This is a genomic window from Pseudomonas quercus (genome assembly GCF_012033695.1).
Classification (GTDB): Bacteria; Pseudomonadota; Gammaproteobacteria; order Pseudomonadales; family Pseudomonadaceae; genus Aquipseudomonas; species Aquipseudomonas quercus.
Window position 1 is genome coordinate 392,632 of the sequence record NZ_JAAVJI010000002.1, and the last position, 13,538, is coordinate 406,169.

Below are 13,538 nucleotides of genomic sequence, written 5' to 3' on the forward strand. Positions count from 1 at the left end.
TCAGGCGGTCTCTATGATCGGGAAATGCTTGACCAGTTCATCGAGCGCCTTGAGCTGAGCCAAAAACGGCTCCAGCTTGCTCAAGCGCAATGCACAAGGGCCATCGCAACGGGCATTGTCCGGGTCCGGGTGGGCCTCCAGGAACAAGCCGGCCAACCCCTGGCTGATGCCGGCCTTGGCCAGGTCGGTCACCTGAGCACGCCGCCCCCCGGCGGAATCCGAACGCCCACCCGGCATTTGCAGCGAGTGGGTCACATCGAAGAACACCGGGTATTCGAACTGCTTCATGATGCCAAAGCCCAGCATGTCCACGACCAGGTTGTTGTAGCCAAAGCTCGACCCTCGCTCGCACAACACAAGCTGGTCATTGCCGGCCTCTTCACACTTGGTGAGGATGTGCTTCATTTCCTGGGGTGCCAGGAACTGGGCCTTCTTGATATTGATCACGGCATTGGTGCGGGCCATGGCCACAACCAGGTCCGTCTGCCGGGACAGGAAGGCCGGCAGCTGGATGATGTCGCACACCTCGGCCACCGGCGCCGCCTGGTGCGGCTCATGCACGTCGGTGATCACAGGCACGTTGAAGGTTTTCTTGATCTCTTCGAAGATTTTCAGGCCTTCGTCCAGGCCCGGGCCGCGGTAGGACGTCACCGAGGAACGGTTGGCCTTGTCGAAGCTGGCCTTGAACACGTAGGGAATGCCGAGCTTCTCGGTGACCCGTACGTACTCTTCGCAGATCTGCATGGCCAGGTCACGGGACTCCAGCACGTTCATGCCGCCGAACAGTGCCATGGGCTTGTCGTTGGCCAGCTCGATGTTGCCAACGCGGATAGTCTTCTGTGCCATGGTTCAGCCCTTGTTCCGTTGTGCCAATGCCGCTTTGACGAAGCCGCTGAACAGCGGGTGACCATCACGTGGGGTCGACGTGAATTCCGGGTGGAACTGACAGGCGACGAACCAGGGGTGGTCATTGCCTTCCACCACTTCCACCAGCGCACCGTCGCCAGAGCGGCCGGAGATCACCAGCCCGGCGTCTACCAATTGAGGCAGCAGGTTGTTGTTCACTTCGTAACGGTGGCGGTGACGCTCCACGATCACGTCTTTCTGATAGCAGGCGTGTACCTTGGAACCGGCTTCAAGCAGGCAGTCCTGAGCACCCAGGCGCATGGTGCCACCCAGGTCGGACGTTTCAGTACGGGTTTCGACCGCGCCAGTGGCGTCTTCCCACTCGGTAATCAGGCCCACGACCGGGTGGCCGCTGTTGCGCTCGAACTCGGTGGAGTTGGCATCGGCCCAGCCCAGCACATTACGGGCGAACTCGATGACAGCCACCTGCATGCCCAGGCAGATCCCCAGGTAAGGCACCTTGTTTTCACGGGCGAACTGTACTGCGCGAATCTTGCCTTCCACGCCCCGCAGGCCAAACCCGCCGGGTACCAGAATGGCGTCGACGCCCTCCAGCAGGCCGGTGCCCTGGTTCTCGATGTCTTCGGAGTCGATATAGCGCAGGTTTACACGGGTACGGTTCTGGATACCGGCGTGGCTCATCGCTTCGATCAGCGACTTGTAGGCATCCAGCAATTCCATGTACTTGCCGACCATGGCGATGGTCACTTCATGCTCGGGGTTGAGCTTGGCATCGATGACCTTGTCCCATTCGGCCAGGTCTGCGCTGCCGCACTGCAAGCCGAAGCGCTCCACTACGAAGTCGTCCAGGCCCTGGGCATGCAGTACGCCTGGAATCTTGTAGATGGTGTCCACGTCTTCCAAGGAAATGACGGCGCGCTCTTCCACGTTGGTGAACAAGGCGATCTTGCGACGCGATGACGCGTCCACCGGGTGGTCGGAACGGCAGATAAGTACATCAGGCTGAAGGCCGATGGAGCGCAGTTCCTTCACGGAATGCTGGGTTGGCTTGGTCTTGGTTTCGCCCGCCGTAGCGATGTAGGGCACCAGGGTAAGGTGCATGAGCATGGCACGGCGTGCGCCGACTTCAACGCGCAACTGGCGGATGGCTTCCAGGAACGGCTGGGATTCGATGTCCCCGACCGTGCCGCCGATTTCCACCAGGGCCACGTCCGCGTCACCGGCACCCTTGATGATGCGGCGCTTGATTTCGTCGGTGATGTGGGGGATCACCTGGATGGTGGCGCCCAGGTAATCACCACGGCGCTCCTTGCGCAGTACGTGCTCGTACACACGGCCGGTGGTGAAGTTGTTGTTCTGGGTCATGGTGGTGCGGATGAACCGCTCGTAGTGACCCAGGTCCAGGTCGGTTTCAGCGCCGTCGTGGGTGACGAACACTTCACCATGCTGGAAGGGGCTCATGGTGCCAGGATCGACGTTGATGTACGGATCCAGCTTGAGCATGGTGACCTTCAGCCCCCGCGCTTCCAGGATGGCCGCCAAGGATGCCGAAGCGATGCCTTTCCCCAATGAAGAAACAACACCGCCCGTGACGAAGATGTAACGCGTCATGAAAAACCCTAGAAGTCTGCGTTAAAGCGGTCGGAGCCGCCGGGGAAAGCAAGGAAAGCTCAACGTGGGGGCCGTGCCCGCCAGCGTGAACCCCGACACCCGCGACGTTACTGTGCAAGGCCCGATGAATGCCACAGCCGGGCTCGCCGGCTAAAAGCCGCCGACAAGCGCGTGTTGCAGGTTCGAACAGTGCACGGCAAAGACTGCCGGGTAATCGGCCAGCGCCCGCGGTTACATGAACGCGCAGAAGCTGTATCAAGAAGGGAGGGTAGTCTACCGGAAAGCGCCTTTCATCTCAAACACCCGGTCAACCGTCGGTGGCTGCCAGCGCAACTGGCCCGGCACGGACGACAACGCTGGCAGGTTCGCTACAGCAACCAAGTGCCCGCCTGCAAACAGCAGCGGCAGGCGGCCCCGAACAAAACCAGGGACCCTTGCCTCATTGAGCAAGCGCTTGAGGTCACGGCGCCGATGCGCCAACGCCAGGCGTTCACCCCCCTGGCGGTAGCGCACCTGAAGGTCGCCAGAAAGGGCTGGGCCGTCCCAGAACAGGCTGCCATTGCCGGGGAGCGCCAAGGGCGCCGCTGTATCTACCCAGGCGGGGGGCGCCGCTGGTACGTGCTGCCATGCACCCGCTAGCCACCAGACACGGTCGCCTGCCCGGCACAGGGTGCCATCGGCCAATGCCCAGAGCGGCTGGGCATCGCCCCCCGCATCTCGCACCGCTGACCACCCAGCCCAATGGGCGGTGTCTGGCAGCCGCGTCAACGGCGCCAGCCAGGTTTGCAAGGCATTACGCTGGCGGGCCTCGCTCAGGGCCCGCAAGGGCGCCAGCGCCAACGATGGCAGCGGCAGCCAGGGAAAAGGCGGGGTGTCGCATGCGGGCGCAAGGTCGTCCAGCGCCACGGCTTCAAGCAGGTCCAGGGCCTGGGCGAAATGCCCAGCACTACGGGCAAGGTTTTGCGAAGCCGCTGGCCAGCATGAGGTTAGGCGGGGGATGACATCATGCCGCAGGTAATTGCGCTGATGGCGATGGTCCTTGTTGGACGGATCGTCTATCCAGCTCAAGCCTTGGCCTTTGGCGTAGCCTTCCAGCACCGTTCGGCTGACATCGAGCAGAGGGCGGTACAGCGTGCCACGCCCCAATAGGCGATGGCTGGGCATGGCGGCGGCGCCCCGTACCCCTGCCCCACGCAGCAGCCGTAACAGCAGGGTTTCTGCCTGGTCGTCCTGGTGTTGCCCGGTCAGCAGCACCTCACGTTCGCCCAGCGCAGCACCCAAGGCAGCATAGCGCGCCTGCCGGGCGGCCTGTTCCAGGCTGGCGTCAGGCGCAACCTGTACCGCCAGGGTTTGGAAAGGGATGCCTAAGGTTTCGCACAGCCTGGCGCAGTGGGCAGGCCAACCCTGCGCGACCGCTTGCAAGCCGTGGTGAACGTGGATGGCCCGGATAGGGGGCAAGGCATGCTCGCGAGAAAGCGTGGCAAGGGCATGCAGCAAGACCGTGGAGTCCAGGCCACCCGACAGCGCGACGACCCAACCGGGGGCATCACGCCAAGGGTGAAGGCAAGCGAGTACGTGCTCGGCAAGGTTCACAGGAACGCCACCAGGCCAGCCGTACCCTTAAAGAGCACGGCAGGCAGGGGGTTACAGGCCGTAGCTCATCAGCCGCTGGTAACGGCGGTCGAGCAGGGCTTTGCTGTCCATTCCCTTGAGCATGTCCAACTGCTCGATAAGCGAAGCCTGCAGGGTCTGGGAGACCTTGTTCAGGTCGCGGTGCGCACCACCCAGGGGCTCATCGATCACTTTGTCCACGATACCCAGGCCCTTGAGGCGCTCAGCCGTGATGCCCATGGCTTCGGCAGCGTCGGGCGCCTTGTCAGCGGTTTTCCACAGGATGGACGCGCAGCCCTCAGGCGAGATCACCGAATAGGTAGAGTACTGCAGCATGTTGAGCTGGTCGCACACGCCGATGGCCAACGCACCACCAGACCCGCCTTCGCCAATCACGGTCGCGATAATAGGCGTTTTAAGGCGGGCCATCACGCGCAGGTTCCAGGCAATGGCCTCGCTCTGGTTACGCTCTTCGGCATCGATACCTGGGTAGGCACCTGGAGTGTCGATGAAGGTCAGGATGGGCATCTTGAAGCGCTCGGCCATTTCCATCAGGCGGCAGGCCTTGCGATAACCTTCAGGCCGCGGCATGCCGAAGTTGCGGCGTACCTTCTCGCGAACCTCACGGCCCTTCTGATGGCCGATCACCATGACAGGCTGACCATCGAGCCGCGCCGTACCGCCAACGATGGCCGCGTCGTCGGAGAAGTGACGGTCACCGTGCAGTTCTTCGAATTCGGTGAAGAGCTGCGGGATGTAATCCAGGGTGTAGGGCCGGCGCGGGTGACGCGCCAGGCGAGCGATCTGCCAGCTGGTCAGGTTGCCGAAAATGCTCTCGGTCAGCGTACTGCTCTTTTCCTGAAGGCGAGAGATCTCATCGCTGATGTTGAGCGAGTTGTCGTTGCCGACAAGGCGCAGCTCTTCGATCTTGGCTTGCAGGTCAGCGATTGGCTGTTCGAAATCCAGGAAATTCGGGTTCATAGGCTTCCGTCTAGGGTCGACGGCCAGTTGGCCGGTTGATCCGTTTGGCGCCATACCATACGGAAGTGGCGCCTTGAGGTCGAGATGTAAAAAAATAATGCGCGTGCTGATCTGGCCAGAGCGCAGGCTGAGGCAGGGTCACTCGCCCTGGTTCAACGATAATTCAAAAAGACGTTCTCCCGCCCAAACTGGTCACGCAGGGCCTGGATAAGGCTGTCTGCCGGGTCGATACGCCATTGCTCGCCAAACTGAAGCAGCGCCCGGGCCTCGCTGGAGGTGTAATCCAAGGTGATCGGGCAGGCACCCCGGTGCTTGTTGATCAGGGTGCCCAGCCAGTTGATACGGTCACCGGCCAGCGCCTTGATGTCCACTTTCAGGCGCAGGCTTTCGGCCAGCTGGGTACGGGCATCTTCCATGCTTAGCACACGTTTTACCCGAAGGCGCAGGCCGCCGGAAAAATCGTCATTGCTCACCTCGCCCTCAACCACCACCACCGTGTCGGTTTGCAGCAGGGCTTGTGCGCCATGGAAGGCATCGGCAAACAAGGAGGCCTCGATGCGCCCGGAGCGGTCGTCCAGGGTGATGAACCCCATCTTGTCGCCCTTTTTGTTTTTCATGACCCGTAGCGCGACCACCATGCCTGCAACGGTCTGTGTATCCCGTGCTGGCTTCAAGTCGATGATGCGCTGGCGGGCAAAGCGGCGGATTTCGGTTTCATATTCATCGATCGGGTGCCCGGTCAGGTACAGCCCGAGGGTGTCCTTCTCGCCTTTGAGGCGTTCCTTGAGCGACAAGGCGCGCGCTTTCCCGTAGTTGGCGTACACGTCGGCCTCGGTATCGGCAAACACGCCACCAAACAGGTCCACATGGCCGCTGTCCTGGGTACGGGCCGTTTGTTCGGCCGACTTGATAGCCTCTTCCATGGCCGCCAGCAGCACTGCACGGTTACGGTCGATAGTGGCTTGGTAAGCTTTGGGCTCGTCATGGAAGTGCGGCCCAAGGCGATCCAGAGCGCCGCTACGAACCAGGGCGTCCAGCGTGCGCTTGTTGATACGCTTGAGGTCTACCCGTGCACAGAAGTCGAACAGGTCCTTGAACGGCCCACCGGCACGCGATTCCACGATGGCTTCTACCGGCCCCTCCCCTACACCCTTGATCGCGCCCAGGCCATACAGGATGCGGCCGTCATCATTCACGGTGAACTTGAAGTCCGAGGTGTTCACGTCCGGGGCGTCCAGGCGCAGCTTCATGCTGCGCACTTCCTCGATCAGCGTGACCACCTTGTCCGTGTTGTGCATATCTGCTGACAGCACTGCCGCCATGAAGGGCGCGGGGTAGTGGGTCTTGAGCCAGGCGGTCTGGTACGACACAAGGCCGTAGGCTGCCGAGTGAGACTTGTTGAAGCCGTAGCCGGCGAACTTTTCCACCAGGTCGAAGATGTTGCCAGCCAGGTCTGCATCGATGTTGTTGTTGGCACAGCCCTCGATGAAACCACCGCGCTGCTTGGCCATTTCTTCGGGTTTTTTCTTACCCATGGCCCGGCGCAGCATGTCGGCACCACCAAGGGTGTAGCCTGCCATCACCTGGGCGATCTGCATCACCTGTTCCTGGTACAGGATAATGCCGTAGGTGGGGGCCAACACGGGCTTGAGCCCTTCGTACTGGTAGTCCGGGTGTGGGTACGCCAGTTCGGCGCGGCCGTGCTTGCGGTTGATGAAGTCGTCCACCATGCCCGACTGCAGCGGGCCTGGGCGGAACAGTGCCACCAAAGCGATCAGGTCTTCCAGGCAGTCTGGCTTAAGCTTTTTGATCAGCTCTTTCATGCCACGGGATTCAAGCTGGAAAACCGCCGTGGTTTCGGCCTTCTGCAGCAGGCTGTAGGTCGGCTTGTCGTCCAGCGGAATGAACGCGATGTCCAGCGGCGGCTCGTTTACCTTGGCGCGGTCGCGGTTAATGGTGCGCAGCGCCCAGTCGATGATGGTCAGGGTTCGCAGCCCCAGGAAGTCGAACTTCACCAGGCCGGCGGCTTCCACATCGTCCTTGTCGAACTGGGTTACCAGGCCATCGCCGGCCTCGTCGCAGTAGATGGGCGAGAAATCCGTCAGCTTGGTCGGCGCGATCACCACGCCACCGGCGTGCTTGCCCACGTTACGAGTAATGCCTTCAAGCTTGAGGGCCATGGCCCAGATTTCGGCGGCCTCCTCGTCGGTGGCCAGGAAGTCCCGAAGCATTTCTTCCTGCTCGAAGGCCTTTTGCAGGGTCATCCCCACTTCGAACGGGATCATCTTGGACAGGCGGTCGGCCAGCCCGTAGCTTTTGCCCTGTACCCGCGCCACGTCCCGCACCACGGCCTTGGCGGCCATGGAACCGAAGGTAATGATCTGGCTGACCGCGTTGCGGCCGTACTTGTCAGCCACATAGTCGATTACGCGGTCGCGGCCGTCCATGCAGAAGTCCACGTCGAAGTCGGGCATGGACACCCGTTCCGGGTTCAGGAAGCGTTCGAACAGCAGGTCATATTCGAGCGGGTCCAGGTCGGTGATCTTCTGCACGTAGGCCACCAGGGAGCCCGCGCCCGACCCTCGGCCAGGGCCTACCGGCACGCCGTTGTTCTTGGCCCACTGGATGAAATCCATCACGATCAGGAAGTAACCAGGGAACCCCATCTGGATGATGATATCCAGCTCGAAATTGAGCCGGTCTACGTACACCTGGCGTTTGGCGTCGTAGTCCTCGGTCGTGTCCTTGGGCAGTAGCACGCTCAGGCGTTCTTCCAGGCCATCGAAAGACACTTTGCGGAAATACTCATCGATGGTCATGCCATCGGGGATGGGGTAGTCCGGCAGGAAGTGCGTGCCTAGCTTCACCTCGATATTGCAACGTTTGGCGATTTCCACCGTGTTTTGCAGGGCGTCGGGCAGGTCGCTGAACAGCTCGGCCATTTCTTCCGGGCTTTTGAGGTACTGCTGGTCACTGTAGTTACGCGACCGGCGGGGATCGTCCAAGGCACGGCCTTCGCCAATGCACACGCGTGTTTCGTGAGCGTCGAAGTCTTCGGCCTTGATGAAGCGTACGTCGTTGGTGGCCACCAGCGGGGCACCTACGCGATCAGCCAGGGCAACGGCGGCATGCAGGTAGTCTTCATCGCCTGCCCGGTTGGTGCGCTGCACTTCCACGTAGAAACGGTCTGGGAACACACTCATCCAGTGGCGCAGCAACGTTTCTGCCTGGGCTGGATCATTGCCCAGCAAAGCCTGGCCGATTTCCCCTTCTCTGGCGCAGGACAGGGCGATAACGCCCTCGCTGGCCTGGGCTACCCACTCGCGTTCAATGATGATGAGGCCGTTGCGCTGGCCTTCAATGTAGCCGCGCGAGATCAGCTCAGTGATATTCCGGTAGCCCTGGGCATTCATGGCCAGCAGTGAGATACGGCTTAGTGGGGAGTCCGCCCCGGCCCCGGCCAGCCAGAGGTCGGTGCCGCAGATGGGCTTGATACCTGCGCCCATGGCAGCTTTGTAGAACTTCACCAGCGCGCACATGTTGCTGTGGTCGGTGACTGCGACCGCCGGCATGTTCATGGCCGCCAGGGATTTGACCAGCGGCTTGATCCGTACCAGCCCGTCTACCAGGGAGTATTCGGTGTGCAGGCGAAGGTGTACGAAAGAAACCGACATGGACGTTCCGTTGGCTTAGAAAACGATAGCGGGGCAGTGTACCGGTGGCAGCGCGCGATTGCAGCCGCCGCTCAGGCGTCAGGCTTGGGCAAAGCCTGCGTCGCGGGCTTCGAAGGCCGCACGCACGGGCGCAAACGAGCGCCGGTGGATAGGCGTAGGCCCTAACCGGGCCAAGGCTTCCAGATGGACGGCCGTGGCATAGCCTTTGTGCCCGCCCAGGCCGTAACCGGGATAGATCAGCTCGAAGGCTGTCATTTCACGGTCTCGGCTGACCTTGGCAAGAATGGAAGCCGCTGCGATGGCGGGCACTTTAGCGTCGCCCTGGATAACCGGGGCGCTGGGGACGGCGAGCACAGGGCACCGGTTGCCATCGATCAACGCCATGCGTGGCGTGATATGCAAGCCGGCCACCGCTCGCTGCATGGCCAGCATGGTAGCGTGCAGGATGTTCAACCGGTCTATTTCGTCGACCTCGGCCCGGGCGATGCTCCAGCTGAGCGCCTTTTCGATGATCTCTTCGTACAGCGCTTCGCGCCTTGCCTCGGTGAGCTTCTTGGAGTCGTTCAGGCCGAGGATAGGACGAGCAGGGTCCAGAATGACTGCTGCCGTGACCACAGCCCCACATAGGGGGCCACGGCCTACTTCATCCACGCCGCAGACCAGCTCTTCGACCAGGGTGTAATCCAGGCCCATCTGTAATTGTGTCGGTTTCATGTGGTGTTCCCGGTCAACGTGCCAGCAGTTGCAGCACCGCTTCGGCCGCCTGGTTGGAAGCGTCCTGACGAAGCGTGTGGTGAATGGCATCGAACGCCGCCGTCTGTACCTGAGGCTGGTCCAGCAAAGGCAGGAGAGCCTCGGCCAACGCCTCAGGGGTGGCGGCATCCTGCAGTATTTCAGGCACCAGGGCGCGCTGGGCCAGCAGGTTGGGCAAGGATATATAGGGACTGGTGACCATGCGCTTGAGTATCCACCAGGTCAAGGGTGCCAGGCGGTAGGCCACAACCATCGGGCGCTTGTACAGCAGCGCTTCAAGCGTAGCGGTACCTGAGGCGATCAATACCGCGTCACAGGCAGCAAGCGCCGCGTGGGACTGCCCATCCAACCAAGTGATGGGCAAAGACCGGTCACCCAGTGCTTCCTCAAGCTGCACACGGCGTTGCGGGCTGGCACAAGGCAGCACAAAGCGCAGGCCTGGGCGGGCTGCCAGCAGGCGCTCGGCGGTTTCAAAGAACAGGCCGCCCAACCGGCGCACCTCGCCCCCTCGGCTACCCGGCATCAGCGCTACCACCTGCCCTTCAAGGGGCAAGCCGATGGCCTGCCTGGCCTGGCTGCGGTCTGCCTGCAAGGGAATCTGGTCTGCCAGCGAATGGCCCACGAACTTTACAGGTACGCCCTGCTCTTCGTAGAACCTGGCCTCGAAGGGGAACAGCGTCAGCATCAGGTCGCAGCCTTCGCGGATCTTCAGCACACGCTTCTGCCGCCAGGCCCACACGGACGGGCTAACGTAATGCACCGCCTTGATGCCCGCTTGGTGCATACGTGCCTCAATGGCAAGGGTGAAGTCCGGTGCATCGATACCGATGAAGACATCCGGGCGCGCGTCCAGCAAGGTCTGGATCAATAGCTTGCGCCGCGCCAGCAGTTCACGCAGGCGGCCCAGCACTTCCACCAGCCCCATGACCGCCAAGCGCTCCATGGGGAAATAGGACGCAAGCCCTTGGGCTTCCATTAATGGGCCGCCCACACCAATAAAGCGCACATCGGGGTGCCGGGCTTTCAAGGCACGCATCAAGCCAGCGCCAAGAATATCGCCGCTTGCCTCACCTGCTACCAGTGCAACGCAGAGGGGCGCAGGCATCAGCGGGTGATACCGCGCGTGGCTTCGCGAATGGACGCTGCGAACAGGGCCACTTCGGGGCAGGCCTGGCTGGGCTCTTCCAGCAACGCCAGCGCCTGCTCAATGGTCAGCCCCTGGCGGTACACAACTTTATAGGCGTTGCGTAACTGATGAATGGTGGTGTCACTGAAGTTGCGCCGGCGCATGCCTTCGAAATTCATGCTGCGCGCTTCGGCAGGGTTGCCAGATACCGTGACGAAGGCAGGAACGTCCTTGCCAATGGCCGTGCCCATGCCTGAAAAGCTGTGGGGGCCGATATGGCAGTACTGATGCACCAGGGTATAGCCAGAGAGTATGGCCCAGTCACCTACGTGCACGTGCCCGGCCAGCGCGACATTGTTGACCAGAATACAATGGTTGCCGATTACGCTGTCGTGCCCGATGTGGGCATAGGCCATGATCAGGTTGTGATCACCCAAGGTCGTTTCAAACCGGTCCTGTATCGTTCCGCGATGAATAGTGACGCCTTCCCGTATAACGTTATGGTCGCCAATGACCAGACGGGTCGCCTCACCCTTGTACTTGCGGTCTGGCGTGTCCTCACCGATGGATGAGAACTGGTAGATACGGTTGTGGCGACCAATACGCGTGGGCCCACGCAGCACTACGTGGGGGCCGATGATCGTCCCCTCGCCGATTTCAACCCCTGCGCCGACGATCGACCACGGGCCCACCTCGACGCCCTCAGCCAGTACGGCTGAAGGGTCGATGATTGCACGAGGGTCGATCAAGCTCATAGTTTGCGTTCCGCGCAGATGATTTCGGCCGAGCATACCGGCTTGCCGTCTACGGAAGCGCTGCAATCGAACTTCCAGATCTGCCGTTTGCAACTGATGAAACGCGCCTCCAGAATCAGCTGGTCCCCCGGTGTAACTGGCTGACGGAAGCGAAGCTTGTCCGAGCCCACGAAGTAGTACAGGGTGCCATCAGCCGGTTTCACATCCAGCATCTTGAACCCGAGGATACCCGCAGCCTGAGCCATGGCCTCGATAATCAGCACACCGGGCATGATTGGGTGGGCAGGAAAATGACCGTTGAAGAAAGGCTCATTAATGCTGACATTCTTGTAGGCGCGAATGCGCTGGCTTTCTACATCCAGTTCTACCACCCGATCCACCAGCAGGAAGGGGTAGCGATGCGGCAGGTATTCGCGAATCTCGTTGATGTCCATCATATCGGGGGAAAGCCTGTATAAAAGAGGGAGAGCGCCCAAGCCCGCGGGTTGCCAGGTGCGGCACTCCTTTGCTTCAGCAGCGCCGTCTAGCGGTGATGCGCAACTGACATTGAAAAGCGATCAGCCATCTGATGATCCGTCACTGGCCCGGGTCACCGCCTCGATTCGCTTTTCTGCCTGGGCAAGGCGACGGTACATGTCGTCCAGCTGGCGGATACGCGCTGCGCTTTTGCGCCATTCGGCAGCCGGTTGCATGGCCGTACCAGAGGAGTAGGCCCCTGGCTCGGTAATGGACCGCGTGACCATGGTCATACCTGTTACGAAGACGTTGTCGCACAGCTCTATATGGCCAACCAGGCCGACCCCGCCTGCCAGCATGCAATGCTTGCCGATCTTGCTGCTTCCTGAAATGCCTACACAGGCGGCCATGGCCGTGTGGTCACCCACCTGTACGTTATGGGCGATCTGGATCTGGTTATCCAGTTTCACGCCATTACCGATCAGGGTATCGGCCAGCGCGCCGCGGTCCACGGCGGTATTCACACCGATTTCCACATCATCCCCTAGGGTGACACCACCGACCTGGGCGATTTTCTGCCATACGCCTTTCTCGTTGGCGAACCCGAACCCTTCACCGCCAATGACGGCACCCGACTGTATAACCACCCGCTTACCGATGCGCACATCGTGATAAAGCGTTACGCGAGGCGCCAGCCAGCCACCCTCACCTACCACGCTGCGGGCACCAATGACGCAATGGGCACTCAGCGTTACACCTGCACCAATGACCGCGCCACTGTCGATTACCACGAACGGACCTACGCTGGCAGTAGGGTCTACCTGCGCATCAGGGGCCACTACCGCGCTGGGATGAATACCTGCCGGGGCTCGGGGCTTTGGGTCGAACCGGTGAGAGATGCGTGCGTATGCCAGGTAAGGGTCTGGCACCACCAGGGCATTGCCCTGGAAGCCTTCGGCATCCTCGCGCTTGAGCAGCACCGCGCCCGCCTGCGTGGTCGCCAGGTGCTTGCGGTACTGGGGGTTGGCCAGAAAGCTCAGCTGAGAAGGGCCGGCCTCCTGCAAGGTGGCCAGCCCATCGATCAGTTGCCCTCGGGCGCCGACAATGTCGGCCCCCAGGGTATCGGCGATCTCGCCGAGGGTAAGGCTAGGCGTCATCATCACTTCGTCTGGTTCATGCGCTCGATGACCTGGCGAGTGATGTCGTACTGAGGCTTGACATCGATGACTGCGCCGCGCTCAAGCACCAAGTCAAAACCACCGGACTTGATCACGCCTTCTACCGCCTGATCCAGCTTGGGCTTGAGCACCTTGAGCATGTCACGGTCAGCCGAGGCCTTGGCTTCGTTCAGTTCCTTGGACTGGAACTGGAAGTCGCGAGCTTTTTGCTTGAAATCAAGCTCCAAGCGCTCGCGCTGAGGCTGCTGCATTTTGTCTCCACCCTTGACCAGTTGGTCCTGGATGTCTTTGGCACTGCTTTCCAGGCTTTTGAGTTTGGTCAGCTGGGGGCCGAACTTCTTCTCTGCATCAACCGCGTACTTCTTGGCCGCGTCCGATTCGAGCAGGGCCATCTGATAGTTCAGCACGGCAATTTTCATTTCTGCGAAGGCCGGGGTTGCGAACAGAGCCGCGGCCACGATAACCAGTTGAGTCAGCTTGCGCACAGTAGAACTCCTGCGAAGTCGTTGTGAAGGTACCAGGGAGC

At 61.3% G+C, this 13,538-nt stretch carries 11 protein-coding genes; all 11 read right to left on the reverse strand.

The window, feature by feature from the left end:
* The 11 genes from kdsA to HBH25_RS05135 all read right to left on the reverse strand — a co-directional run bounded on the left by kdsA (position 1) and on the right by HBH25_RS05135 (position 13,497).
* Positions 1–846 (reverse strand): 3-deoxy-8-phosphooctulonate synthase, encoded by an 846-nt coding sequence (gene kdsA, locus HBH25_RS05085; protein WP_168082166.1) that lies wholly within the window; start codon positions 844–846, stop codon positions 1–3.
* A 3-nt stretch (positions 847–849) separates the two neighbouring features.
* Positions 850–2,478 carry a CTP synthase gene (gene pyrG / locus HBH25_RS05090; protein ID WP_168082168.1) on the reverse strand — a complete coding sequence of 543 codons (1,629 nt, stop codon included), beginning with the start codon at positions 2,476–2,478 and terminating at the stop codon, positions 850–852.
* A gap of 273 nt (positions 2,479–2,751) precedes the next feature.
* Positions 2,752–4,071: a tRNA lysidine(34) synthetase TilS gene (tilS, locus tag HBH25_RS05095; protein ID WP_168082170.1), complete on the reverse strand. Its 1,320-nt coding sequence runs from the start codon at positions 4,069–4,071 to the stop codon at positions 2,752–2,754.
* 51 nt (positions 4,072–4,122) lie between these two features.
* Entirely contained in the window at positions 4,123–5,070 is a 948-nt protein-coding gene (locus tag HBH25_RS05100) for an acetyl-CoA carboxylase carboxyltransferase subunit alpha (RefSeq protein ID WP_168082172.1), read from the reverse strand.
* A 152-nt stretch (positions 5,071–5,222) separates the two neighbouring features.
* The gene (gene dnaE, locus HBH25_RS05105; RefSeq protein WP_168082174.1) at positions 5,223–8,744 is read right to left on the reverse strand and encodes a DNA polymerase III subunit alpha; all 3,522 of its coding nucleotides are present in this window, start codon (positions 8,742–8,744) and stop codon (positions 5,223–5,225) included.
* Between the two features lie 78 nt (positions 8,745–8,822).
* Entirely contained in the window at positions 8,823–9,458 is a 636-nt protein-coding gene (rnhB, locus tag HBH25_RS05110; protein ID WP_168082176.1) for a ribonuclease HII, read from the reverse strand.
* 13 nt (positions 9,459–9,471) lie between these two features.
* A complete protein-coding gene (lpxB, locus tag HBH25_RS05115; protein WP_168082178.1) occupies positions 9,472–10,602 on the reverse strand; it encodes a lipid-A-disaccharide synthase in 1,131 nt (376 codons plus the stop codon).
* Entirely contained in the window at positions 10,602–11,378 is a 777-nt protein-coding gene (lpxA, locus tag HBH25_RS05120; RefSeq protein WP_168082180.1) for an acyl-ACP--UDP-N-acetylglucosamine O-acyltransferase, read from the reverse strand. Before lpxA ends, lpxB begins: the two co-directional genes overlap by 1 nt.
* Complete coding sequence (fabZ, locus tag HBH25_RS05125; protein WP_168082182.1) at positions 11,375–11,815, reverse strand: 3-hydroxyacyl-ACP dehydratase FabZ; 441 nt, start codon at positions 11,813–11,815, stop codon at positions 11,375–11,377. Before fabZ ends, lpxA begins: the two co-directional genes overlap by 4 nt.
* 120 nt (positions 11,816–11,935) lie before the next feature.
* The gene (lpxD, locus tag HBH25_RS05130; RefSeq protein ID WP_195755874.1) at positions 11,936–12,997 is read right to left on the reverse strand and encodes a UDP-3-O-(3-hydroxymyristoyl)glucosamine N-acyltransferase; all 1,062 of its coding nucleotides are present in this window, start codon (positions 12,995–12,997) and stop codon (positions 11,936–11,938) included.
* Positions 12,994–13,497, reverse strand: a complete 504-nt coding sequence (locus HBH25_RS05135) for an OmpH/Skp family outer membrane protein (protein ID WP_168082184.1) — start codon at positions 13,495–13,497, stop codon at positions 12,994–12,996. Before HBH25_RS05135 ends, lpxD begins: the two co-directional genes overlap by 4 nt.
* Positions 13,498–13,538 lie beyond the last annotated feature (41 nt).